Source organism: Streptomyces aquilus, assembly GCF_003955715.1.
In the GTDB taxonomy this organism is placed as follows: domain Bacteria; phylum Actinomycetota; class Actinomycetes; order Streptomycetales; family Streptomycetaceae; genus Streptomyces; species Streptomyces aquilus.
Genome location: NZ_CP034463.1, coordinates 1,518,592 through 1,543,292 on the forward strand (window position 1 = coordinate 1,518,592; position 24,701 = coordinate 1,543,292).

Consider the following 24,701-nt stretch of genomic DNA (forward strand, 5'->3'; position numbering starts at 1 on the left):
CTTTCTCCGCCCCGGTCACCGGGCGGGGGTGACCGCCTGGAGGAACCTTCCTTCTTCGTACGTCAGGGCAGTGTCCGGCAGGGCTTCCTGGCGTCCGCTGAGCAGGACGGTGAGCGTGCCGTCCGCGGCGGTGTCCGGCGCGGGGGCCGCGCCGATGCGGCGCAGGGCCTGGGCCGCCACGGCTCCGGCCGTGCCGTGCAGGATCAGCGGCGGGCGGCCGGGCTGCTGGACGGCCGCCCGGATGCGTTCGGCGACCAGTTCGTAGTTGGTGCAGCCGAGGACGACGGTCGTGACGTCCTCCGGCGTGAGCGCGGCCGCGGCGGCGACCGCGACGTCGACGGCCGCCTCGTCGGCGTGGTGCACGGCGTCCGCGAGCCCGGGGCAGGGCACCTCCGTGACGTCCACGCCGACGGCGAACTGCTCGATCAGGCCGCGCTGGTAGGCGCTCCCGGTCGTGGCGGGGGTCGCCCAGATGGCGACGTGGCCGCCCCCGGCCGCGGCCGGCTTGATCGCCGGGACGGTGCCGATGATCGGCAGGTCCGGCTCGAAGCGGGCGCGCAGGGCGGGCAGGGAGTGCACGGACGCGGTGTTGCAGGCGACGATCAGGACATCGGGCGTGTGCTCGGCGGCGGCCGCGGCGACGGCCAGGGCCCGCTCGGTGATGTCCTCGGGGGTCCGCGGCCCCCACGGCATGCCGTCGGGGTCCCAGGACAGGACGAGATCCGCGTCGGGCCGCAGCCGGCGTACCGCGGCGGCGGCGGGGAGGAGGCCGAGTCCGGAGTCCATGAGCGCGATCTTCACCCGGCCACGATAGACGATGAGCCCTTCCGGGCCGCCGCCGTGGGGCAGACTGCGCCCGTGAGCGCCATCGCGTGGACCGCCGCCGTATCCCTCACCGCCTGGCTGTGGCTGTTGCTCTGCCAGGGCTTCTTCTGGCGCACGGACGTCAGGCTCCCCGCACGGCGGGAGCCGGACGACTGGCCGTCGGTCTGTGTCGTCGTGCCCGCGCGCGACGAGGCCGAGGTGCTGCCCGCGAGCCTGCCCTCGCTGCTCGCCCAGGACTATCCGGGACGGGCCGAGATCTTCCTCGTCGACGACGGCAGTACGGACGGCACGGGAGAACTCGCCCGGGAGCTGTCCCGGCGGCACGGCGGGCTGCCGCTGACGGTCGGCTCGCCGGGTGAACCGCCCGCGGGCTGGACCGGCAAGCTCTGGGCGGTGCGCCACGGCATCGGCCTGGCACGCGCGCGTGACCCCGAGTACCTGCTCCTGACGGACGCCGACATCGCGCACACCCCCGACAGCCTGCGCGGTCTGGTCGCGGCGGCGCGCACCGGCGGGTTCGACGTCGTGTCCCAGATGGCCCGGCTCCGGGTGGAGAGCACCTGGGAGCGCCTGGTCGTGCCGGCCTTCGTCTACTTCTTCGCCCAGCTGTACCCGTTCCGCCGGATCGGGAAGAAGGGGTCGCGTACGGCGGCCGCGGCGGGCGGCTGTGTGCTGCTGCGCGCCGACGCCGCCGAGCGGGCGCGGATCCCGGACGCGATCCGGCACGCCGTGATCGACGACGTGGCACTGGCGCGGGCGGTCAAGGGCGCGGGGGGTCACATCTGGCTGGGCCTGGCGGAGCGGGTGGACAGCGTGCGGCCGTATCCGCGACTGCACGACCTGTGGCGCATGGTGTCGCGCAGCGCCTACGCGCAGCTGCGGCACAGCCTCCTGGTGCTGACCGGCACGGTGGCGGGACTGGCCCTGGTCTATCTGGTGCCGCCCGTGGCGCTGGTCGCGGGGCTCGTGGCGGGCGACGCCACGGCGGCCGTCCTCGGCGGTGCCGCGTGGCTGGTGATGACGGGGACGTACGTGCCGATGCTCCGCTACTACCGGCAGCCGCTGTGGCTCGCGCCGCTGCTGCCGTTCACGGCGTTCCTCTATCTGCTGATGACGGTCGACTCCGCGGTGCAGCACTACCGGGGGCGCGGTGCGGCCTGGAAGGGCCGCACCTACGCACGTCCGGACACCGTCACCGAAGAGGGGTGAGGGTGGGCTACTTGCGGCCGGGGGTCCAGTTCATGCCCCAGCCGTAGGCGTAGTCGACGGTCCGCTGCGGGCTCACGCCGCGCTCGGGCACCAGGTAGCGGGCCTCGCGCTGGACCACCAGGTCGGAGCCGGTGTTGGTGATGAGGGCGAGCGCGCACACCGTCGAGGGGACGGTGCACTCGTCGAGCGAGAAGTCGATCGGGGCGCCGTACTGCGGCTGGAGGGTCACGGTGGCGTGCAGGTCGGCGAAGGAGCGCGCGCCCTCGTAGATGGTGACGAAGACCAGGATGCGGCGGAAGAGCTGCTTGTGGTCGAGGTTGATCGTGAGGTTCTCGCCGCTCGCGACGGCGCCGGTGCGGTCGTCGCCGTCGAGGTGGATGAACGGCGGCCGGTGCAGGGAGCCGAAGGCGTTGCCGAGGGCCTGGACGACGCCCTTGCTGCCGTCGGTGAGTTCGTACAGGGCGCACAGGTCGAGGTCGAGGTCGTTGTGCATGGCGACCGGGCGGCCGAGCTTGCCGGCCCACCCCGAGAACTGCTTGCGCACCTCCCAGTTGAGGTTGACGCGCATCGCGCCGGAGGTGCCGCCCTGCTTGGTCAGCGAGACCGAGGGGGACGCCTTGGTGAGCGTGACCTTCGTCAGGCGGACCGGCTGGGCCGGGGCTGCCGGAGGGGCCACCGGCGGTGCGGCGGGCGGAGGCGCCATGGTCACCGGGGGCATGGGCGGGGGTGCGGTGACGGGGGGTGCCACCACCGGCGCGGGCGGTGCCGTCGGCGTCGCGGCGGCGGCCTGCTGGGGTTCGTCCACCGTGATGCCGAAGTCGGTGGCCAGTCCTTCGAGTCCGCTGCTGTAGCCCTGGCCGACGGCACGGAACTTCCAGGCGCCCTGACGGCGGTAGAACTCGCCCAGCACGAAAGCGGTTTCGACGGTCGCGCCGGTGCTGTCGAAGCGGGCGACGACGGCGCCCTGTGCGGCGTCCTTGACCTCGATGTGGAGGCCCGGCACCTGTCCGAAGGCGCCGCCGTCGGCGGAGGCGGCCAGCACGATCGTCTCGATCGCGGGCTCCACGCGCGCGAGGTCGACGAGCAGCGTGTCGATCACCTGACCGCCGGCGTTGCGCTTGCCCTCGTGCCGGACCGCGCCGGAGGAGTGCACGGGCTGGTTGTAGAAGACGAAGTCGCTGTCGGAGCGCACCTTGCCGCCGACCAGGAGCAGTGCCGACGCGTCGGCGTCGGGCACCCCCGGCCCGGTGCTCCAGCCCAATTCGACCCGCAGCGCCGTGGCCGGCACCGGAGTATTGGATCCTTTCGGCATTGACATGTCCGCCCCCATCACGTGTCACCGCGCCAGGCATGTCCCGGCAGCCCATTGGTTCTCTACAGGGCCAACCTATTCCCCGAGACGGCGAACTCCCATGACGCGCACAGAAAGATCGTTCTCCAACCGCCGGTAACCCGCCCGGAACTCGGCCTTTACAGGATCCGAACGCAGGTAGCGGTCCCTTTTTGCCGAGTTCGCTCGCATTGGGGATCCCAGGCCACTGCCGACACGGAAAACAACCCTCTTATCGGTCTCCCCAACCAGCACATCGTGGGCTTAACTTATGTGCCATGACCTCCCCCCGCTCCACTTATGGCGGCGGCTACTACTCCGCCTCCTTCCCGGACACTCCGATCTATGACTCGCTCGTGGCCGAGCGGGGCACCCCGCAGATCGCCCCGATCCGGGTCCCGGCCGAGTACGCCATGCCGAGCAGCAGCAATCTGCCCGCGCTGCCGTCCGCGCTGCCCGCCCTCCCGGCGGGACCGTCCCAGCCCTCCTACGGCTACCCGCAGGCGCAGCAGCCCTCGCCGCTGCAGCAGGCGCCCGCCGCCTACATCCCGCAGCAGGCCTCCGCGCCTCGCGGTTACCCCGGGCCGCAGCAACAGCAGCCGCGTCCGATGAACCAGGGCATGGGCTACGAGGCGATGCGCCCCGCGGCTCCCCGGCCCGCTCCGGCGCCGTACCAGGACCCGTACAACAACCAGCAGTACCGCGGCTACTGAGCCGACCCCGGGACTGTCCGTGCCTGCTGGCACGATGGGTCCATGGGGAATGCGCAGCTTCAGTCGATTCACGTACATCCGGTCAAGGCGTTCCGGGGCCTCGCGCCCCGGGAGGCCGTCGTGGAGCCCTGGGGGCTGGCCGGAGACCGGCGCTGGGCGCTGATCGACGACGGGGGAAAGGTCGTCACACAACGCCAGCAACCGCGCATCGCGCTCGCCGCCGCCGAGCTTCTGCCCGGCGGCGGCGTTCGCTTGTCCGCACCCGGCATGGAGCCGCTGACGGTGCCCGTGCCGCGCCCGCTCGGCACCGTGCCGATGCAGATCTTCCGGGACAAAGTGGAGGCGGTACCCGCCGAGGACCCGGCCGTGCACGCCTGGTGCAGCGCCTATCTGGGCGCGGACGTCCGGCTGGTGCACATGGACGAGCCCGCGACGCGCCGGCCCGTCGACCCCGAGTACGCGCGCGAGGGCGAGACCGTCAGCTTCGCCGACGGCTATCCGCTGCTGGCCACCACGACCGCCTCCCTGGACGCCCTCAACTCCCTGATCGCGCAGGGTGATCACGCGGCCGAGGGTCCGCTGCCGATGAACCGGTTCCGGCCCAACGTGGTCGTGTCCGGCACCGATCCCTGGGCCGAGGACCACTGGTCCCGCCTCGCGATCGGCGAGGTCGTGTTCCGCGTCGCCAAGAGCTGCGGCCGCTGCGTCGTGACCACCACCGACCAGGACAGCGCCGAGCGCGGCAAGGAACCCCTGCTCACGCTCGGCCGCCATCGGCGTCTGGACGGCAAGCTGGTCTTCGGGCAGAACCTCGTCCCCCTCACACCGGGCGTGATCCGCGTCGGCGACCCGGTCTCGGTCCTGGAGTAGAAGAGATCCGTTCGAGGGCCGCTCGCGGGAACCAGCGCCAGGGCGCGTGGCGTTGGCAGGTGTGAGAAGTTCATAAGAAGGGCCCGGCGCGGGTGATTTCCCTCTCTCTTCGCCCGGCTCCGCGGGTGATCTGCCGTCCCGAGAGTTATCACGGAACGGGAAGGGGGTGCGGACCGTGCGAGCGATCAGCGGACTCTGGCGCTGGCGGCACAATCCGCTGCGCCGTGCGACCGACCTCGCCGAGGCCTGGGTCGCACTCGCGGCACTGCTGCTGATCCTGGTCGCCACACCACTGACCGGCGCTGTCGTCGGCAGCGTGGCCCAGGACGCCCTACAACAGTCCGTCCGGCAGCAGCAGACGTCCCGTCACGAGGTCACGGCCACCGTGACCCGCGCCCTGGGCCGTTCCCCGCTGGACGCCGATCCCGAGACGACCACCGGCAGGGATCTGCGCAGCCGCGTCCTCGCCGACTGGACCGCGCCGGACGGCACCGCGCAGCACGGCCCGGCGATGGCGAACCTCAAACACCCGCACAGCGGCGACCACTTCCCGATCTGGACGGACTCCCACGGCCGCATAGTGGCCCGCCCCCTGGACTCCGCGACCGCCACCACGCACGCGGTCCTCGCCGGAGTCGGCGCGGCCCTGCTCGGCATCGGTCTCGTCGAGGCCGGCAGGCGGCTGATCGTCTGGCGCATGGTCCGTCGCCGGTACGCCCGTTGGGACCAGGCCTGGGCCAAGGCGGGCCCGGACTGGGGCAGGACCGGGACCGGCAGCTGACAGCCTTCCCACTCTGGTCAACCCACCACCCGCACGCACGCTACGGTGGACCGGCCGAGGCATTCGGCATCCAGACCCGCGTACCACGAGGTGGGGGCACAGCAACGCCATGGCACAGGGCACGGTCCAGGTGACGCACACCGGCACATCGCGGTGGCGGCGCCGCACGGGTGAGTACGCGTCGCTCGCCGCCGCCCTGGAGGCCGCGGCCGACGGCGACGTCCTCACCGTCGCCCCCGGCACCTACCGGGAGAACCTCGTCGTGCAGCGGGCGGTGACCCTGCGTGGCCCCGAGGGCTCCCCCGGTTCGGTACGGATCGCGCCGCTGGACGGGGTGCCGCTCACCGTACGGGCCTCGGCCGTGGTGCAGGACCTGCATGTGGAGGGCCAGGACGCGGCGGCACCGGCGCTGCTCGTCGAGGAGGGCACGCCCGAACTGACGGACATCCGGATCGTCACCCGGTCCGCGGCCGGCATCGAGGTGCGCGGCGGCGCCCGCCCGACGGTGCGGCGCTGCACGGTCGACAACCCGGCCGGGGTCGGCATCGCCGTACTCGACGGCGGGGGCGGGGTGTTCGAGGAGTGCGAGGTCGTCGCCGCCGGTCAGGCCGGTGTCGCGGTCCGCGGCGGCGCCCACCCGCGCCTGGAGCGCTGCCGGGTGCACCACGCCTCCGGGGTGGGGCTGTCGGTGACCGGCGAGAACTCCGCGCTGGAAGCGGTGGGTTGCGAGGTCTACGAGGTGCGGGGCAGCGGTGTCCAGGTCACGGGCCGGGCCACCGCGCATCTCACCGACTGCGATGTGCACCGCACCACCGCCGACGGGGTCACCCTCGACACGGACGCCGTGCTCACGCTGGCCGACTGCCGCATCCACGACATCCCCGAGAACGCCGTGGACCTGCGCTCGCGCTCGGTCCTGACGCTGACCCGCACGACGGTGCGTCAGTTCGGGCGCAACGGCCTGTCGGTGTGGGACCCGGGCACCCGCGTGGACGCCAACCAGTGCGAGATCTTCGACAGCACCGGCGACTACCCGGCGGTGTGGGTCAGCGACGGCGCGACGGCGGTGCTGGACTCCTGCCGGGTGCACGACGTGCCGGACGCGCTGTTCGTCCTCGACCGCGGCTCGCGCGCGGACGTCGTCGACAGCGACCTCTCCCAGGTCCGCAACACGGCCGTGTCGGTGAGCGACGGAGCCACCGCACAGCTCGACGACTGCCGGATCCGCGATGCCGCGACCGGCGCCTGGTTCCGCGACCACGGCAGCGGCGGCACTCTCAACAACTGCACGGTGGACGGCACCCAGACCGGCGTGATCGTCACCAAGGGCGCCGACCCCACCATCGAGCGCTGCACGGTCGACTCCCCGGCCGAGGCCGGCTTCTACGTCTCCGCGGGCGGCCGGGGCAGCTTCCTCAACTGCCGTGTCACGGGCAGCTCCGGCTACGGCTTCCACGTCATAGACGGCTGCCGCGCGACCCTGCGCAAGTGCCGCACGGAGCGGTGCGGGCGCGGCGGCTACGAGTTCGCGGACGCGGGGCCCGACACCGGTTCCGGCACGGGTCCGATCGTCGAGGACTGCACGAGCGACGAGAGCACGGGCCTGCGGCCCCCCGCCGCGGTGGAGACCGCCGTGCAGACGGCGAGCCAGTCCCCCGGCCTGCTCGGCACCATTCCCGGGCAGCGCACCACCGAGCAGGAACCGCCGGTCACCCCCGCCGAGCCGGAGCAGCCCTCGCGCACCTCGAAGGCCGTTCTCGGTGAACTCGACGCGCTGGTGGGCCTGGACAGCGTCAAGCGCGAGGTGCGGGCCCTCACCGACATGATCGAGGTCGGCCGCCGCCGGCAGCAGGCGGGCCTCAAGGCGGCGTCCGTCAAACGGCACCTGGTCTTCACCGGCTCCCCCGGCACCGGCAAGACCACCGTCGCCCGGCTCTACGGCGAGATCCTCGCCTCCCTCGGCGTGCTGGAGAAGGGTCATCTCGTCGAGGTGTCCCGCGTCGACCTGGTCGGCGAGCACATCGGCTCCACGGCGATCCGCACCCAGGAGGCCTTCGACAAGGCGCGCGGCGGAGTGCTGTTCATCGACGAGGCGTACGCCCTGTCACCGGAGGACTCCGGCCGTGACTTCGGCAAGGAGGCCATCGACACGCTCGTGAAGCTGATGGAGGACCACCGGGACGCGGTCGTGGTGATCGTCGCGGGCTACACGGCCGAGATGGAGCGCTTCCTGTCGGTCAACCCCGGTGTGGCGTCCCGCTTCTCACGGACCATCACCTTCGGCGACTACGCGCCCGACGAACTGCTGAGGATCGTCGAGCAGCAGGCGGACGAGCACGAGTACCGGCTGGCGCCGGGTGCGCCGGAGGCCCTGCTGAAGTACTTCACGGCGATCCCGAAGGGCCCCGCGTTCGGCAACGGCCGCACCGCCCGCCAGACCTTCGAGGCGATGGTGGAACGGCACGCGAGCCGGGTCGCCCACGTCGAGGAGCCGAGCAAGGACGACCTGACGCTGCTGTTCGCGGAGGACCTGCCGGAACTCCCCTGACCCGGCGCTACCGCTGCGCCGGTACGTCCGGTCGCAGCCTCGCCAGCAGTTTCGCCCGCTCCTGCGCGAACGCGGGGTCTGCCTGGTAGTCGGAGTGGCCGAGGATCGGGGCCGGCAGCGGGTGTTGCTCGGTTCGGCCGTAGGCGAGGGGGTCCTTGAGGGGTTCGTGGTCGACCTCGGGACCGCAGTCGCCGGACAGGCGCATGGGGCCGCCGATCGGGTCGGTGGGCCGGTAGAGATTGCGCCAGCAGGCGACGTCGTGGTGGAGGGCGCTGAGTGCGGCCGGTCCGAAGTGGGCCGGGAACCAGCGGCCGTAGAGGCGTTCCAGCGGTGAGCCGTAGGTGAGCAGGGCGACCCGCCGGCGGTCGGCGGGGGTCAGTTGCCAGGCCGCGGCGGCGGCGAGGACGCTGCCCTGGGAGTGCCCGGAGATCACCAGGCGGCCGCCGGTGGCGCGGGTCCAGGTGGCCACCCGCCAGGTGAGGTCGGGTACGGCGCGTTCGGCGTAGCAGGGCGGCGCGAAGGGGTGGGCGGCGCGCGGCCAGAAGGTGCCGACGTCCCACAGGATGCCGATGGTGCGGCGGGCGGAGGGGTCCTTGTAGGCGCGCCTGCCCCAGGTGACGAAGAGTATGAAGCCGAACCCGATCAGCCAGGAGCCGAGCGCCTGGGCGGTGTCGGCGGCGCCCTGGAGGAAGGCGTACGAGTCTCCGGCCGCCTCGGCCGGCACTTTCTGCGTCGTCATCGCGCCGACCAGCGCGCCCGCGCCCAGGAGCAGGGTGACGGCGGAGGTGACGCCGAGGATGCGCGGCGCCCGGTCGGTGAGGGTGGCCAGGGCGCGGGCGGTGGCGATGCCGCGGCTGCGGGCCCGGTCCTTGGGTTCTCCCGGGTAGTCGGTGTCGAGGGCGGTCAGCTCGGCCCGGCGCAGCCGCCAGGCGCGTCGGCCCAGCCGGCCGCCGAGCACGAGCAGGACGACGAGGAGCGGCGGGATCACCGATGCCTGCCAGGTCAGCAGGACCGGTGGACCGGGGATCGAGGCGCCGGTGCCGTCCAGCCAGTCGGCAACCCGCTGGGAGACCCCGCCGGACATCACCCCGCCGAGCGCGCAGGCCAGCATCGCGACCGCGGGGCCGCCGAGGCCGCGCATCGCGGCACGCGGATCGGGATGCGTACGGTGCAGGACACGGGCGACGACGGCCAGGACGATCACGATCAGCCCCTGGACCAGGGCGATGCCGCCGAAGGTCGCGTCCCCCGGCAGCCGCCCCCGCGACTCCCACCCCGGCCGCTCCCAGCCCGCGTACACCAGGGTGAGCAGGAGCAGCCCGAGCGCGGCGAGCGGGAGACGTCGTACGAGATGCTCGTCGAGCTCCCGGTCGAGGCGATGCTCGCTGCGGCCCCGGCGGCACACCACCCAGACGACGATCACCCCGCCGACGGCGATCGCCAGGAGAAGCAGCCGGCCGAGCGTGTCGAGCGGGGCGGGTCCGCCCGGACGGCGGTCGAAGCCGGCCGCCGCCGAGGCGACGGCCGCGGCGACGGTCAGCAGGGCCGCGGCGGTGTGCGCGGCGCGCAGCCGGGCCACCAGCCGGCGGCCGTACCAGAAGCCGGGGCGGCCGAGGGCGGTGCGGGCGGTGTCCTCGTCGTGCTCGTCCGGGTGGGTCAGGGGCTGCTGGGACTCGTACGCGTTCCAGGTGCGGTGGGACAAGTACCACAGCAGGCCGGTCAGCGCGGCGGGCAGCAGGGCGGCGACGGCGAGGCGGCGGCCGGGGCGGCTCCACCAGCCGCCGTCGGAGACGGTCGGGGACAGGAAGCCCAGCCAGGAGTGCCGGTCGGCGCACGCGCGCGTGCCCGCGCACTGCCAGGCGGTCAGGTCGAGGGCGACCTCGCAGACCGCCGCGACCAGCAGCACCGTCAAGGTCAGGGCGGCGAGTCGCACCAGCAGTCCGTACAGGCGGACCGTCCGCGTACGGCCGCGGGCGCTCGGGCGCATCCAGTGGGCGAGGTTGACCACCATGAACGGCAGCAGCAACAGCCACAGCGCGCGGGAGGAGTTGCCGGAGGTCAGATTGCACCAGACGTACGCCTCGGGCACCGGCTCCTCGCCGCGCCCCCGAGGTCGTCCGGTGTCGGCGTCGACGTCCTCGGCGCGCCGGAACACGGCCGCCGTGTCGTCGCCGCTGATCCGCACGGTCCGCGGATCGTCGAGCATCTTCTCGGGCGTCGTCCCGCCCACCCCGTGGACCAGCAGCTCCAGGGCGGAGCCGGTCGTCGAGGCACGTTCCTGAGCACGTTCCACTGTTTCGCACTTCCCCCGTGACGCGCCGTCTGCATGTGTCGGTGCGGGCTCAAGGATCTCCGCCGGGAGAGGCTCGTGCACCCCTCGTCACGGAATCTCCCCGATCCGTGTGACGGACGGGAGAACGACGGGGTGAAGGTGACATGCGCGCGTCGTGACAGTCGGTGCCGCGACCCGTACCGTCACGTGCGAGGATGGGACGTCCGCGGGCTGGTGGGAGCCGGTGCGCCGGGCGTGTCGAACGGATTGCGGCGAAAGGACCGGAGCGTACGTGAGTGAGAATCAGAACCTCCTCGCGGAGCAGCGGCGCGCCCTCATCCTGGACGAGGTGCGGCGGCGCGGCGGCGTCCGGGTCAACGAGCTGACGCGCAAGCTCGGCGTGTCGGACATGACGGTGCGCCGCGATCTGGACGCGCTGGCCCGGCAGGGTGTCCTGGAGAAGGTGCACGGCGGTGCGGTGCCGGTGGTCGAGGCGAGCACCCACGAGCCGGGCTTCGAGGCCAAGTCGGGTCTGGAGCTGTCGGCCAAGGAGGACATCGCGCGCGCGGCGGCCGAACTGGTCGCGCCGGGCAGCGCGATCGCCCTGTCGGGCGGTACGACGACGTACGCGCTGGCCCACCATCTGCTGGACGTGCCGGATCTGACGGTCGTCACCAACTCGGTGCGGGTGGCCGACGTGTTCCACGCGGCACAGCGCACCTCGGGCCCGCGGCAGGGCGCGGCCACGGTCGTGCTGACCGGCGGTGTGCGCACCCCGTCCGACTCCCTGGTGGGTCCGGTCGCCGACCAGGCGATCGCCGCGCTCCACTTCGACGTGCTCTTCCTCGGTGTCCACGGCATATCGGTCGAGGCCGGCCTGTCCACGCCGAACCTCGCGGAGGCGGAGACCAACCGCCGCCTCGTGCAGTCGGCGCGCCGGGTCGTGGTGGTCGCCGACCACACCAAGTGGGGCACGGTGGGCCTGAGTTCGTTCGCGGCGCTGGAGCAGGTCGACACGCTGGTGACGGACGCCGGGCTGCCGACGGCGGCGCGCGAGGAGGTCGCCGAGCATCTGCGGCGGCTGGTGGTGGCCGGCGAGGACTGAGCCGGTACAGACAGTTGATGGTGCGTCAGCTACGGTGACACCCTCCGTTCACTACGAGGAGGGTGGGGCCATGGCGCACCAACTGCGCGAGGTGGGGCTCGACTTCGTCGAGCGGGCACCCGTACGGCTGGTCTTCGCACGGGACATGTCCGCCCCTCCGGAGCAGGTCTTCCGGGCGCTCGCGGATGATGTGCCGGGCTGGGCGGAGTGGTTCGCCGCGGTGACGCTGGCCCGGCCCACCGGCGACGGCACCACCCGCGAGATACATCTCAAGGGCGGCGGGCGTTTCCAGGAGACGATCATCGCGGCCAAGGAGCCGGAGGTGTACGCCTACCGCGTGGACGTCGCCAATGTGCCCGGGGTCCGGACCCTCGTCGAGGAGTGGCGGCTCGCCCCCTCGGGCACCGGCACCCATGTGCGCTGGACGTTCGCGACGGACGGCACCGCCGCCTACCGCCTCGCCATGAGGCTCGCCGCGCCCGGACTGGGGCGCGCGTTCCGGGACGCGGCCACCGCACTGGACCGGCGGCTGACGAAACAGGCCTCAGCAGGGCCAGACGCCGGTCTCCAGCAGTGAGTCGATCGCCGCGCTGTACGGCGTGATGTCCAGGCCCTGCTCGGCCAGCCACGCGTCCGAGTAGTACTTGTCCAAGTAGCGGTCGCCCGGGTCGCACAGCAGCGTCACCACGCTCCCCTGGCGCCCCTCGGCCACCATCTCGGCGACGATCTTCAGCGCGCTCCACAGCCCGGTCCCGGTCGAACCGCCCGCCTTGCGGCCGATCGCCCTCTCCAGCGCACGGACGGCGGCGACGCTGGCCGCGTCCGGGACCTTCATCATCCGGTCGACGGCGCCGGGCACGAAGCTCGGCTCCATGCGCGGCCGGCCGATGCCCTCGATGCGCGAGCCGCAGTCGCAGGTGACGTCCGGATCGCCGGTGGTCCAGCCCTCGAAGAAACAGGAGTTCTCGGGGTCGGCGACACAGATGCGGGTGTCCCGCTGCGTGTAGTGGACGTACCGGGCGAAAGTCGCCGACGTGCCGCCGGTGCCGGCCGTGGCGACGATCCACGCGGGCTCCGGGAACCGCTCCAACTCCAGCTGCCGGAAGACGGATTCGGCGATGTTGTTGTTGCCGCGCCAGTCCGTGGCCCGTTCCGCGTAGGTGAACTGGTCCATGTAGTGGCCGCCGGTGTCGGCCGCGAGGCGGGCCGACTCCTCGTACATCTTGCGCGGGTCGTCCACGAAGTGGCACTGCCCGCCGTGGAACTCGATCAGGCGGATCTTCTCGGCGCTCGTCGTGCGCGGCATGACGGCGATGAAGGGCACCCCGATCAGCCCGGCGAAGTAGGCCTCGGAGACCGCCGTCGAGCCGCTGGACGCCTCGATCACCGGGCGGTCCGGCCGGATCCAGCCATTGCACAGGCCGTAGAGGAACAGCGAGCGGGCCAGTCGGTGCTTGAGGCTGCCGGTCGGGTGGGTCGACTCGTCCTTCAGATACAGGTCGATGCCCCACCGCTCGGGGAGCGGGAAGCGCAGGAGATGGGTGTCGGCCGAGCGGTTGGCGTCGGCCTGGACCTTGCGGACGGCCTCTTTCAGCCAGTCGCGGTAGGTCGCGTCGCTGCGGTCGACGTCGAGGGTGTCGAGGGTCTCGCCCGTCCGGGACTGCTGGGGAGTGCTCACAGCGATGCTCCTAAGGGGGTGGCGTCGACGGCGGACCACGCTGTCGACGCCACCGATCATAAACACCTTCCGCACGCTTCTCACCTGCATAAACACACCTTTGAGCACCCCAAAGACCACCCTGTAGGACGCGCTTCGCAGTGCCCTGGGGGCGCATTCGGACGAGTGCTCCGGGCGCCCGGAGCGCGCGCCTCATGCGCACTGGTGCTCGACGCCTGGTGCGGGCAGACTTCACCGGACGGGACGCAGGTCCCCACGGGGGGCACACTGGATCACGCAGACAGCCGGTCACGAACCGGCCCGACGAGGGCGCACTAGGGGGCGGGGAGCCATGGCGGAACCGGAGTTCAAGGCCACGGGCGTACGGATCGGCAAGCGGCTGCGCTCCCTCACCCGGGCCGGTCAGGTCCGGATCAGCGACGGCAGACTGGAACTGCTCACCAGCTACGGCAGCGAGATCGACAGCGCGCCGGTCCAGGCGGTGCGCGCCTCCAAGCCCTGGTTCGCCGCCGACGACCGCGCGCTCGCCGACCTCAACGGCAAGCGGTACCTGCTCACGCTCGGCGACCACGACCCCGCTCCGGGCGAGCCCGGGCCACCGGCGGCGCGCCGGTTCATAGAGGCCGTACGGAAGGCTGCGGGACGCAACAGGTGAGGCACCGCGAGTTGCGGCTCCGCACCCCTTGAGCCACGCTGTTCTCACGTCACTCTGGGTTTACCGGCGATAACGCTGCGAACCAGCCCGCCGGGCATGGCAGCAGGCGGCCGTTTCACCAGGCACCCTGCTGATCGATCCGAACTCCGTGTTCTTCCGGACCTCTTCAGTCGGGGAGTCGCAGCCGTGATCAGTCACCCAAGCAGGCACTGCACGGTGGAGCTGCAAGCCCTGCCGTCGCGGATCGGCCAGGTCCGCAGAATCGTCTCTGCGCAGTTGCGCTACTGGCATCTGGACCCCCTCATAGACCGAGCGGCGCTCGGCGTGACGGAGTTGCTCACCAACGTCCACCGGCACGCCCAGCCCGACAAGATGTGCACCGTGGAGATCGAGCTGCTGCTCGACCGGCTCACGGTCTCGGTGCACGACCACGACCCGCGTCTGCCGGCCGTGGACACCATGACGGACGACGACTCGCTCGCCACGTGTGGACGTGGCCTCGCGATGGTGGCCGCCGTCAGTGAGAGCTGGGGGGTGCGCGCGGAGGGCGACGAGGGAAAGGTCGTCTGGTTCGCGCTGTCCGCGCCCGCCGCCGTGGGCGCCGGCACCTCGCGGCCGCCGCGGCGCGCGGGCGGGGAGAGGAGCGGGCGGGTGTTCGCCGAGATCGAGCACGCCGTCGACGGCCGCAGGGCCGAACATGCTCCCGCCCGGTCGGCCGTTGCCGGCTGACCGGGCGGTGACAGCCCCTGCCGCCCTCAGGACACCGGCTGGAGCCGACGCTCGCGTCGGCGCCGCCGTTGGGCCGCCGAGCACCCGTCCGCCGTAGCCGTCGCGGCCGCGGTCCAGCCGAAGACCCGGGCCTGCCGGACGCCCCGGCCTCAGCACTCGATGACGTTGACGGCGAGGCCGCCGCGGGCGGTCTCCTTGTACTTGATCTTCATGTCGGCGCCGGTCTCCTTCATGGTCTTGATGACCTTGTCGAGGGAGACGTGGTGCCGTCCGTCGCCGCGCAGGGCCATCCGCGCGGCGGTCACGGCCTTCACCGCGGCCATGCCGTTGCGTTCGATGCACGGGATCTGGACCAGGCCGCCGACCGGGTCGCAGGTCAGCCCGAGGTTGTGTTCCATGCCGATCTCGGCCGCGTTCTCCACCTGCTCCGGGGAGCCACCCAGCACTTCGGCGAGGCCGCCCGCGGCCATCGAGCAGGCCGAGCCGACCTCGCCCTGGCAGCCGACCTCGGCGCCGGAGATGGAGGCGTTCTCCTTGAAGAGCATGCCGATCGCGCCGGCGGCGAGCAGGAAGCGGACCACGCCGTCCTCGTCGGCGCCCGGCACGAAGTTGATGTAGTAGTGCAGGACCGCCGGGATGATGCCGGCCGCGCCGTTCGTCGGTGCGGTCACGACGCGTCCGCCGGCCGCGTTCTCCTCGTTGACCGCCATCGCGTAGAGCGTCACCCACTCCATCGCGCGGGCCAACGGGTCGCCCTCGCCGCGCAGTTGGCGGGCGGCCGCGGCGGCTCGGCGGCGGACCTTCAGACCGCCGGGGAGGATGCCCTCACGCCCCAGCCCGCGGGCGACACAGGCCCGCATGACCTCCCAGATGTCGAGGAGCCCGGACCGGATCTCCTCCTCCGTGCGCCAGGCCTTCTCGTTCTCCAGCATCAGCGCGGAGATCGACAGGCCTGTCTCCACCGTCAGACGCAGCAGTTCGTCGCCGGTGCGGAAGGGGTACGTCAGGACCGTGTCGTCGACCTTGATGCGGTCCGCGCCGATCGCGTCCTCGTCGACGACGAAGCCACCGCCCACCGAGTAGTACGTCTTCTCCAGCAGCGGCACCCCGTCGGCGTCGTACGCGAAGAGGATCATGCCGTTGGCGTGGTACGGCAGCGAGCGCCGCCGGTGCAGGACCAGTTGGGTCGACGCATCGAAGTCGATCTCGTGGGCCGGCCCGATCTCCGCGCCGAGCAGCCGGATGCGTCCGGTGCCGCGGATGCGTTCGACGTCCAGGTCGGCCTGGGCGACGTCGACCGTGTGCGGCTCGTTGCCCTCCAGACCGAGCAGCACCGCCTTGGGGGTGCCGTGGCCGTGGCCGGTGGCGCCGAGGGAACCGAAGAGCTCCGCGCGGACCGCCACGGTCTGGGCGAGCAGGCCGTCCGTCTTCAGCCGGGCGGCGAACAGCGCGGCGGCTCGCATGGGGCCGACCGTGTGGGAGCTCGACGGGCCGATGCCGATCGAGAACAGGTCGAAGACGCTGATGGCCACGCCATGCTCCGGGGGACGGGAGGGGCGTGCCGACGGGTCACGGGCACGCCCCTGCGGGAGGGTGTCGGTTACAGGGCGGGGTACAGCGGGTGCTTGTCGGCCAGGGCCTTGACCCGGGCCTTCAGGGATTCCACGTCGTACGACGGCTTGAGGGCCGCCGCGATGACGTCTGCGACCTCGGTGAAGTCCTCGGCCGTGAAGCCGCGGGTGGCCAGCGCCGGGGTGCCGATCCGCAGGCCCGACGTCACCATGGGCGGGCGCGGGTCGTTGGGGACGGCGTTGCGGTTGACCGTGATGCCGACCTCGTGGAGACGGTCCTCGGCCTGCTGCCCGTCCAGCTCCGACTCGCGCAGGTCCACCAGGATCAGGTGCACGTCCGTGCCACCGGAGAGCACGTTGACCCCGGCCTCCCGGGCGTCCGCGGCCGTCAGACGCTCGGCGAGGATGCGCGCACCCTCCACCGTACGCCGCTGGCGCTCCTTGAACTCCTCGCTCGCGGCCACCTTGAAGGACACCGCCTTCGCCGCGATCACATGCTCCAGCGGGCCGCCCTGGAAGCCCGGGAACACCGACGAGTTCAGCTTCTTCGCGAAGTCCTTCCTCGCCAGGATGATGCCGCCGCGCGGGCCGCCCAGGGTCTTGTGGGTCGTGGAGGTGACCACGTCCGCGTGCTCGACCGGGTTGGGGTGCAGCCCGGCCGCGACCAGGCCGGCGAAGTGCGCCATGTCGACCCACAGGTAGGCGTCGACCTCGTCGGCGATCCGGCGGAACTCGGCGAAGTCCAGCTGCCGCGGGTACGCCGACCAGCCCGCGATGATCACCTTCGGGCGGTGCTCCTTGGCCAGGCGCTCCACCTCGGCCATGTCGACCAGACCGGCGTCGTCGACGTGGTAGGCGACCACGTTGAACTGCTTGCCGGAGAAGTTCAGCCGCATGCCGTGGGTGAGGTGACCGCCGTGCGCCAGGTCCAGGCCCAGGATCGTGTCGCCGGGGGCGGCCAGCGCGAACAGGGCGGCCTGGTTGGCGGAGGCGCCGGAGTGGGGCTGGACGTTGGCGTACTCGGCGCCGAACAGCTCCTTGATCCGGTCGATGGCGATCTGCTCGGCGACGTCGACGTGCTCGCAGCCGCCGTAGTAGCGCCGGCCGGGGTAGCCCTCGGCGTACTTGTTGGTCAGGACCGAGCCCTGCGCCTCCATGACCGCGAGCGGAGCGAAGTTCTCCGACGCGATCATCTCCAGCGTGGACTGCTGACGGCCCAGCTCGGCGTCGACCGTCGCGGCGATCTCCGGGTCGAGCTCATGCAGGGGCGTGTTGAACAGGGTCATCGGCGGTCTCCTGCTGTTCATGCGGGCTGCTGGCCGGTTGTCTCACATAACACAACCTCGATCGCTATGCGCAACATGCTTTCTGTGCGGCACGGGGGTTGTCAAGGGAGCGGTCGTACATCTATTTCTGATTGCGTAAAGACGGCCCGCGCCAGACCCCGACCGTTCGCGTACAGTTGCGTCATGAGCAACGCCAATGCGGATAGCGAAACAACGGCTCCGGCGTCGACCGGGGTGCAGTCCGTCGACCGTGCCGTCAGCGTCCTGGAGATCCTCGCCCAGCGCGGCGAGGCGGGCGTCAGTGAGGTCGCCGCCGAGATCGACGTCCACAAGTCGACCGCCTTCCGGCTGCTCGGCGCCCTGGAGGCGCGCGGACTGGTGGAGCAGACCGCCGAGCGGGGCAAGTACCGGCTGGGCTTCGGGATCGTACGGCTGGCCGGTGCGGTCACGGGACGGCTCGATGTCACCCAGCAGGGCCGGCAGGTGTGCGAGCGGCTCAGTGAGGAGGTCGGCGAGACCGTCAACATCGCCGTGCTGCAGGAGCACTTCGCGGTCAACCTGCATCAGGTCCGCGGCCCCGGCGCGGTCGGCACCCACAACTGGGTCGGCCAGCTCACCCCGGTGCACGCCACGTCGAGCGGCAAGATCCTGCTGGCCCACCTGTCCGACAAGGAGCGCGACGACGTGCTGGCGGCGTCCGGCACGAAGAGGCTGACTCCGCGCACGCTGACCTCCCGGACGAAGCTGGAGCAGGACCTCGCCCAGGCGCGCGAGCGCGGATACGCCGTGACGCTGGAGGAGTTGGAGATCGGACTGCACGCCATGGCGGCCCCGATCCGGGCCCGGGACGGCGAGGTCGTGGCCGCCCTCAGCGCCTCGGGACCGGCGTACCGCTTCACCGAGGAACGCATCCACGCACTCGCGCCGCTGCTGATGAGGGGTGCGCGGGAGATCAGCCACCGGATGGGCTGGCTGGGCTGACCCCAGGAGATCGGCCCGCGGATGGGCACCACTACCGGCTACCTGGCCTGAGCCGCCCTCCCCCTTCCCGCCTCGGCGCCCCAACGGGCCGTCACCCGTACCGCGTCCAGCGTCGAGGCGACGTCGTGCACCCGCAGACACCACACCCCCTGCGCGGCGGCGAGCACGGACACGGCGGTCGTCGCCGCGTCCCGCTGCGGTGCCGGCCGGGGCCGTCCCGTCGTCCCGTCCGCCAGCAGCGCGCCCAGGAACGACTTGCGTGAGGCGCCCACGAGCACGGGACGGCCGAGCGCGCCCACCTCAGCGAGCCGGCCCAGCAACTCCCAGTTGTGCTCCGGCTCCTTGGCGAAGCCCAGCCCCGGGTCGACGATCAGCGAGCCGGGCGCGATCCCGGCCTCCAGCGCGGCCTCGATCCGCAGGCGCAGTTCGTCGCGGACATCGGTGACCACGTCGTCGTAGCGGGCGTTCGCCTGCATGTCGGCGGAGTGGCCCCGCCAGTGCATCAGGACGTACGGCAGGCCCGCCCGGGCCATCAGCGGCAGCATCGCCGGGTCGGCGAGGCCGCCGGAGACGTCGTTGACCAGCCGTGCGCCGGCATCCAGCGCGCGGGCGGCGACCTCGGCCCGCATCGTGTCGACACTGACGACCGCGCCCGCCGCGGCGAGTTCCCGGACGACGGGCAGCACCCGGCGCAGCTCCTCCTCGGCCGAGGGGCGGGCCGCGCCGGGGCGGGTCGACTCGCCGCCCACGTCCACGATGTCCGCGCCCTGCTCCAGCAGCGCGAACCCGTGCGCGACGGCCGCGTCCGCCTCGAACGCCCGCCCGCCGTCCGAGAACGAGTCGGGTGTGACGTTGAGGACGCCCATGACCAGCGTCCGGCCGGGCCGGGGCAGCCCGGGCGGATGGATGTCCGGCGCTCCCGGGTGCGGGACGGTGCCGAGGGTCGTGACGGTCACTGGGTTTCGACTTTCCGTGCGGGTGACGGCAGCGGCGTCTCAGATGGATTCGGTGCGGATGCCGGCGGCGGCGTCTCTCAGATGTATTCGGTCGCCGCGTCGAGCAGCCAGTCCGCCAGATAGCCGGCGAACGACGAGCGGACCAGGACCCAGAATCCGGCCCGGGGTTCGTCCCGGGCGACCAGGACCACCTGTGTGCGCCCGAGGGTGGTCTGGGCGCAGCGGCCCGGGCCGAAGGCCCGCGGATGCAGGTCCAGGGCGCAGCCGTGGGCCAGCAGGTCCACGGCGCGGGGGCCGGTGACCAGGAGCGTGGTGCGCTGTGCGGAGACGTCGGTGACGGAGACCGGTTCGGCGCCCGCGGCCTCCCTGATCCGGCTCTCCAACTCCCGTTCGCCGCCCGGTCGGTCCACCAGCAGCCATTCGTCGGGGCCCAGCCACACCGCGGTCAACTCCCCCGCGCGGACCACGGTGTTGGGTTGCAGGGGCAGCTGGAGGCCCAGCGCCAGCCCGATGGCCTCCGCCGCCGGGCCCTTGGCGTCGAAGCGCACGTTCAGCTGGGTCAGGAAGGGGAGTTCGGCCAGCCGGATCGCGCCGCCGGAGCCGCGGGTGGCGGCGGCCAGCCGACCGGCGGCGTGGGCCAGGGGGCTGATGAGTGCGGTGTCAGCCATCGCGGCGGGCTCCCTCGGGGTCGTAGAGGACGGGGCTTGCGACGGTCACCGGGACCAACCGGTCGCCGACGGGGGCGTAGAGCCGCTCGCCGATGCGGTCCCGGCCGCCCTTGATCAGGGCGAGCGCGAAGGTCCGGCCGAGGGCGGCACTGCGGTAGCTGGAGGTGACGTGGCCGAGCATCGGCACGGGCGGGGCGGGCAGCACACGGTCGGCGACCAGATGGGTGCCCTCGGGGAGGAACGCCGCCGGGTCCTCGGGGAGCAGGCCGACCAGGTGCTTGCGGTCGGGGCGGACCGCGTCGGCGCGGGCGTAGGAGCGCTTGCCGATGAAGTCGGGCTTCTTCTTCGAGACCGCCCAACTCATGCCGAGGTCCTGCGGGGTGACGGTGCCGTCGGTGTCCTGCCCGATGATCGGGTAGCCCTTCTCGGCGCGCAGGACGTGCATGGTCTCGGTGCCGTAGGGGGTGATGCCGTACGGGGCGCCGGCCTCGTACAGCGCCTCCCAGAGGGCACGCGCCCGCCACGGCGACACGTTGATCTCGTAGGCGAGTTCACCGGAGAAGCTGATCCGGCAGACCCGGGCCTCGATGCCGGCGACGGTCGTCTCACGCCATGCCATGAAGGGGAAGTCGTCGTTGGCGACGGCGAGTTGGGGCGCGAGCGAGCCGAGGACCGCGCGGGACTTCGGGCCGACCAGGGCGACCGTGGCCCACTGCTCGGTCACGGAGGTGCAGTGGACCTTCAGGTCGGGCCACTCCGTCTGGAGCCACTCCTCCATCCAGTCCAGTACGGTCGCGGCGTTGCCGGTCGTCGTGGTGACCAGGAAGCGGTCCTGGGCGACGCGGATGACCGTGCCGTCGTCGAAGACCATGCCGTCCGGGCGGCACATGACGCCGTAGCGGATCATGCCGACCTTCAGGGTGCTCATCATGTTGGTGTAGAGCAGGTCCAGGAAGACGCCGGCGTCCGGGCCCTGGACGTCGATCTTGCCGAGGGTGGAGGCGTCCATGAAGCCCACGCTCTCGCGGGTCGCGGCGCACTCGCGCAGGACGGCCGCCTCCATGTCCTCGCCGTCCCGGGGGTAGTACCAGGGGCGCTTCCACTGGCCGACGTTCTCGAACAGGGCGCCGTGCTCGACATGCCACTCGTGGAGGGCGGTCGTACGGACCGGGTCGCTCAGGACGCCCCGGTCACGGCCCGCGAGGGCGGCGAAGGAGACCGGGGTGTAGGGCGGACGGAAGGTCGTCGTGCCGAGCGCCGAGATGTCGACGCCGAGCAGCTCGGCCACAACCCCGCTGGCCAGGACGCCGGACGTCTTGCCCTGGTCGTTGGCCGTGCCCGCCGTGGTGTAGCGCTTGGTGTGCTCCACCGAGCGCATGCCGGCGCCGGTGGCGCGGGTCAGGTCGGCGACGGTGACGTCACGCTGGAGGTCGACGAAACGGGAGGCGTGCGCGTCCGACGGGCCCGGGACGACGTACACGTGCATGGGCGGGGTGTACGGCTGGGCGGCGACGGCCGGGAGGCGAGGGGCCTCGGCGGTGTAGCCCTCGGCCTCGATCGCGCGGGTGCCCGCGGCGGCGCCCTGGGCGAGGGCTCCGGCGAGGTCGGACACTCCGCTCGCGGCGCCCGCGACCTCGACCGCCTGGCGGCCGGAGTCCGGGACGAAGGAGCCGAGTTCCTCGCTGTAGCGGAGTTTGCCGCCGGACTGGCTGAACAGGTGCGCGACCGGGTTCCAGCCGCCGGAGACCAGGAGGAGGTCGACGGCGAACTGCCGCTGTCCCGCGGACTCGCCGTACGGGGCGACGGTCACGGAGGTGATCCGCGGGTCCCCCTCTGTGCCGACGACGGCGTGGCCGGGGAGGACCTCGATGCCGGCCGCGCGGGCGCGGTCCGCCCACTCCCCCGGTGCGGGGCGGGTGTCGACGATCGCGGTGACCTCGATACCGGCCGCCTTGATGTCCAGCGCCGCCGCGTAGGCGCTGTCGTTGGTGGTGAAGACGACCGCGCGACGGCCCGGCAGGGCGCCGTGGCGGTTGACGTGGGTACGGGCCGAGGAGGCCAGCATCACGCCGGGGCGGTCGTTGTCCGGGAAGGCGAGGGAGCGTTCGTGGGCGCCGGTGGCGAGGACGACCCTGCGGGCGCGGATGCGCCAGACGCGTTCGCGGGCCGTGTTCTCGGGGGCGGCGGCGCCGAGGTGGTTGGTGCGGCGTTCGACGGCGAGGAGGTGGTTGTCGTCGTAGTAGCCGAAGACGGTGGTGCGGGGCAGGACGCGGACCTCGGGGGCGGTGGCCAGGAGGTCGGTGGTCTGCCGCACCCAGTCGAGGTGCTCGGCGGTGCCGAGGAGGCTGCCGCCGGGTTCCGGTTGGTCGTCGGCGAGGATGACGCGGGCGCCGCTGCGGGCTGCCGCGGCGGCTGCGGCGAGGCCGGCGGGGCCGGCGCCGACGACGAGGAGGTCGCAGTGGGCGTGTACGGCGTCGTAGCGGGCGGGGTCGGGGGTGGTGGCGAGGCGGCCCTGGCCGGGGAGGCTGGTGGCGACCAGGCCGTCGTAGAGCTCGACCGTGGTCGCGGGGAGCATCGGCTCGGGGAAGGGTTCCTCGATCTGGATGGCCGCGTTCGGCTCTTCCACGCCGGCGGAGAAGATGCCTCGCGGGCGGCCGAGTTTGATGCTGGTGCCGGTCTGGATGACGCCGTTGGCGAGGAGGGCGGAGGCGAGGGTGTCGCCCTGGTAGCCCTGGTACTCGGTGCCGTCGAAGGTGAAGGTGAGGGGGGTGGTGCGGGTGATGCGGCCTCGGGTGGGGTGGCGGTAGGGATTTGTCTCGCCCACGCCGCCCCTACCCGTCCCATCCACCAGGGGCGCTGCCCCTTCGCCCCCGCCAGAGGGCTCCGCCCCCTGGACCCCCGTCGGCCCTGAAGGGGCCTCGTCCTCAAACGCCGGACGGGCTGGAACGGCTGACCTGGGGGCAGGAGTCTCCGGGCGTTCCTCGCCTGGCCTGTACACCGTCAGGATCTCGTTCGTCGACGTGTCCCTGATCGCGTTGAACCAGCGGCGGCAGCCCGCCGCGTGGCTCCAGCGTTCCGCGAACGGGCCCTTCGGGTTGTCGCGGAAGAAGAGGTAGCGGGCCCATTCCTCGTCGGTGAGGGACGACGGGGTCTCCGGGTAGGGCACGTGGGCCTGGCCGCCGTAGTGGAACTCGGCCTCGTCGCGGGGCCCGCACCACGGGCAGGGGATCAGCAGCATGTCGTTCGGCTCCCTTGAGGATCCCTTAGTGGGCCACCGCGGCGGCGCCGTGCTCGTCGACGAGCGCGCCGGTGGTGAAACGGTCGAGCGAGAAGGGGGCGTTGAGGGGGTGGGGGGCGTCGTGGGCGATCGTGTGGGCGTAGACCCAGCCCACGCCGGGCGTCGCCTTGAAACCGCCCGTTCCCCAGCCGCAGTTGAGGTAGAGGTTCTGCACCGGGCTGAGGCCGACGATCGGTGAGGCGTCGGGGCTCACGTCCACGATGCCGCCCCAGGTGCGCAGGACGTGGGCGCGGGCGAAGACCGGGAAGAGCTCCAGGGCCGCGGCCATCTGTTCCTCGATGATGTGGAAGGCGCCGCGCTGGGTGTAGGAGTTGTACGCGTCGATGCCCGCGCCCATCACCAACTCGCCCTTGTGCGCCTGGGACACGTACACGTGGACGGCGTTGGACATGACCACCGTGGGGTGGACCGGTTCCAGGAGTTCCGACACCAGTGCCTGCAACGGGTGGCTCTGGAGCGGGAGTTCGATGCCGGCCATGGCCGCCAGGACGGACGTGTGGCCCGCTGAGCACAAGGCCACCTTGCCCGCCGCTATCGGGCCCAGGTTCGTCTGGACGCCGACCACCTGGTTGCCGACCACGTCCAGGCCCGTGACCTCGCAGTTCTGGATGATGTCGATGCCGGCCGCGTCCGCCGAGCGGGCCAGGCCCCAGGCGACGTGGTCGTGCTTCGCGATGCCCGCGCGGGGCTGGTACGTCCCGCCCAGGACCGGGTAGCGCACGTCCGGGGAGGTGTTGACGATCGGGCAGACCTCGCGCACGCCCTCCGCGTCCAGCCACTCCGCGTCCACGCCGTTCAGGCGGTTCGCCTCCACGCGGCGCACGCTGTCGCGGACGTCCTGGAGGCTGTGGGCGAGGTTGAGCACACCGCGCTGGGAGAAGAGGATCGGGTAGTCGAGCTCGTCCGCCAGGCCCTCCCAGAGCTTGAGCGCGTGCTCGTAGATGCCGGCGCTCTCGTCCCACAGGTAGTTGGAGCGGATGATCGTGGTGTTGCGGGCCATGTTGCCGCCCGCGAGCCAGCCCTTCTCCAGCACGGCCACGTTGGTGATGCCGTGGTTCTTGGCGAGGTAGTGGGCGGTCGCGAGGCCGTGTCCGCCGCCGCCGACGATGACGACGTCGTACGACCGCTTCGGCTCGGGCGTGCGCCACAGCCAGTCGGGGTGTTCCGGCAGCTCGGCGCCGGGGGTTCGGGGGCTCATCGGACGGCTCCGTCCGCTCGGCGCGACA

The 24,701-nt window shown here is 72.3% G+C and carries 20 protein-coding genes; 10 read left to right on the forward strand and 10 right to left on the reverse strand.

Annotated elements, in window-relative coordinates; all coding sequences use genetic code 11:
* Nucleotides 1-15: 15 nt before the first annotated feature.
* A complete protein-coding gene (locus tag EJC51_RS07080; RefSeq protein WP_126270256.1) occupies nt 16-801 on the reverse strand; it encodes a glutamate racemase in 786 nt (261 codons plus the stop codon).
* 39 nt (nt 802-840) lie between these two features.
* Here EJC51_RS07080 and EJC51_RS07085 point away from each other — a divergent pair, with 39 nt between their 5' ends.
* Complete coding sequence (locus EJC51_RS07085; protein WP_126270257.1) at nt 841-2,034, forward strand: glycosyltransferase; 1,194 nt, start codon at nt 841-843, stop codon at nt 2,032-2,034.
* A gap of 7 nt (nt 2,035-2,041) precedes the next feature.
* Here EJC51_RS07085 and EJC51_RS07090 read toward each other — a convergent pair whose 3' ends face one another.
* Entirely contained in the window at nt 2,042-3,346 is a 1,305-nt protein-coding gene (locus EJC51_RS07090) for a TerD family protein (RefSeq protein WP_126270258.1), read from the reverse strand.
* A gap of 296 nt (nt 3,347-3,642) precedes the next feature.
* Between EJC51_RS07090 and EJC51_RS07095 the strand changes: the two genes are divergently transcribed.
* The 4 genes from EJC51_RS07095 (at nt 3,643) to EJC51_RS07110 (ending at nt 8,276) form a co-directional block, all read left to right on the forward strand.
* On the forward strand, nt 3,643-4,077 hold the full coding sequence (locus EJC51_RS07095; protein ID WP_126270259.1) for a DUF6643 family protein: 435 nt from the start codon (nt 3,643-3,645) through the stop codon (nt 4,075-4,077).
* A gap of 42 nt (nt 4,078-4,119) precedes the next feature.
* On the forward strand, nt 4,120-4,947 hold the full coding sequence (locus EJC51_RS07100; RefSeq protein ID WP_126270260.1) for an MOSC domain-containing protein: 828 nt from the start codon (nt 4,120-4,122) through the stop codon (nt 4,945-4,947).
* A 175-nt stretch (nt 4,948-5,122) separates the two neighbouring features.
* Complete coding sequence (locus tag EJC51_RS07105) at nt 5,123-5,728, forward strand: Rv1733c family protein (RefSeq protein WP_126270261.1); 606 nt, start codon at nt 5,123-5,125, stop codon at nt 5,726-5,728.
* Nucleotides 5,729-5,837: 109 nt separating this feature from the next.
* Entirely contained in the window at nt 5,838-8,276 is a 2,439-nt protein-coding gene (locus EJC51_RS07110; RefSeq protein ID WP_126270262.1) for a right-handed parallel beta-helix repeat-containing protein, read from the forward strand.
* Between the two features lie 7 nt (nt 8,277-8,283).
* Here the strand turns inward: EJC51_RS07110 and EJC51_RS07115 are convergent, their stop codons facing one another.
* Complete coding sequence (locus EJC51_RS07115) at nt 8,284-10,569, reverse strand: hypothetical protein (RefSeq protein WP_126270263.1); 2,286 nt, start codon at nt 10,567-10,569, stop codon at nt 8,284-8,286.
* 271 nt (nt 10,570-10,840) lie between these two features.
* Between EJC51_RS07115 and EJC51_RS07120 the strand changes: the two genes are divergently transcribed.
* Nucleotides 10,841-11,653: a DeoR/GlpR family DNA-binding transcription regulator gene (locus EJC51_RS07120; RefSeq protein WP_126270264.1), complete on the forward strand. Its 813-nt coding sequence runs from the start codon at nt 10,841-10,843 to the stop codon at nt 11,651-11,653.
* Nucleotides 11,654-11,723: 70 nt separating this feature from the next.
* Nucleotides 11,724-12,230, forward strand: a complete 507-nt coding sequence (locus tag EJC51_RS07125; protein ID WP_126270265.1) for an SRPBCC family protein — start codon at nt 11,724-11,726, stop codon at nt 12,228-12,230.
* On the opposite strand, the gene cds1 is transcribed toward EJC51_RS07125, so the two are convergent.
* Nucleotides 12,198-13,331 carry an L-cysteine desulfhydrase Cds1 gene (gene cds1 / locus EJC51_RS07130; RefSeq protein ID WP_126270266.1) on the reverse strand — a complete coding sequence of 378 codons (1,134 nt, stop codon included), beginning with the start codon at nt 13,329-13,331 and terminating at the stop codon, nt 12,198-12,200. The two genes, EJC51_RS07125 and cds1, sit on opposite strands and share 33 nt — an antisense overlap.
* Before the next feature lie 331 nt (nt 13,332-13,662).
* On the opposite strand from cds1, the gene EJC51_RS07135 reads away from it, so the two are divergent.
* Both EJC51_RS07135 and EJC51_RS07140 read left to right on the forward strand, forming a co-directional pair.
* Complete coding sequence (locus EJC51_RS07135) at nt 13,663-13,986, forward strand: hypothetical protein (protein WP_059196871.1); 324 nt, start codon at nt 13,663-13,665, stop codon at nt 13,984-13,986.
* Nucleotides 13,987-14,172: 186 nt separating this feature from the next.
* Nucleotides 14,173-14,715, forward strand: a complete 543-nt coding sequence (locus EJC51_RS07140) for an ATP-binding protein (protein WP_126270267.1) — start codon at nt 14,173-14,175, stop codon at nt 14,713-14,715.
* 149 nt (nt 14,716-14,864) lie between these two features.
* Here the strand turns inward: EJC51_RS07140 and EJC51_RS07145 are convergent, their stop codons facing one another.
* Together EJC51_RS07145 and glyA are read right to left on the reverse strand one after the other, a co-directional pair.
* Complete coding sequence (locus EJC51_RS07145) at nt 14,865-16,247, reverse strand: L-serine ammonia-lyase (RefSeq protein ID WP_126270268.1); 1,383 nt, start codon at nt 16,245-16,247, stop codon at nt 14,865-14,867.
* 68 nt (nt 16,248-16,315) lie between these two features.
* A complete protein-coding gene (glyA, locus tag EJC51_RS07150; RefSeq protein WP_126270269.1) occupies nt 16,316-17,572 on the reverse strand; it encodes a serine hydroxymethyltransferase in 1,257 nt (418 codons plus the stop codon).
* A 183-nt stretch (nt 17,573-17,755) separates the two neighbouring features.
* On the opposite strand from glyA, the gene EJC51_RS07155 reads away from it, so the two are divergent.
* A complete protein-coding gene (locus EJC51_RS07155) occupies nt 17,756-18,553 on the forward strand; it encodes an IclR family transcriptional regulator (RefSeq protein WP_126270270.1) in 798 nt (265 codons plus the stop codon).
* A gap of 38 nt (nt 18,554-18,591) precedes the next feature.
* Here the strand turns inward: EJC51_RS07155 and folP are convergent, their stop codons facing one another.
* From folP to EJC51_RS07175, 4 genes are all read right to left on the reverse strand, one after another.
* Nucleotides 18,592-19,419 carry a dihydropteroate synthase gene (gene folP / locus EJC51_RS07160; protein WP_126276852.1) on the reverse strand — a complete coding sequence of 276 codons (828 nt, stop codon included), beginning with the start codon at nt 19,417-19,419 and terminating at the stop codon, nt 18,592-18,594.
* A gap of 167 nt (nt 19,420-19,586) precedes the next feature.
* On the reverse strand, nt 19,587-20,177 hold the full coding sequence (locus EJC51_RS07165; RefSeq protein ID WP_126270271.1) for a sarcosine oxidase subunit gamma: 591 nt from the start codon (nt 20,175-20,177) through the stop codon (nt 19,587-19,589).
* Nucleotides 20,170-23,415 (reverse strand): sarcosine oxidase subunit alpha family protein, encoded by a 3,246-nt coding sequence (locus EJC51_RS07170; protein WP_126270272.1) that lies wholly within the window; start codon nt 23,413-23,415, stop codon nt 20,170-20,172. The genes EJC51_RS07165 and EJC51_RS07170 overlap by 8 nt, the downstream gene beginning before the upstream one ends.
* A 25-nt stretch (nt 23,416-23,440) precedes the next feature.
* Nucleotides 23,441-24,673, reverse strand: coding sequence for a sarcosine oxidase subunit beta family protein (locus EJC51_RS07175; protein WP_126270273.1), 1,233 nt, complete (start codon nt 24,671-24,673; stop codon nt 23,441-23,443).
* Nucleotides 24,674-24,701 lie beyond the last annotated feature (28 nt).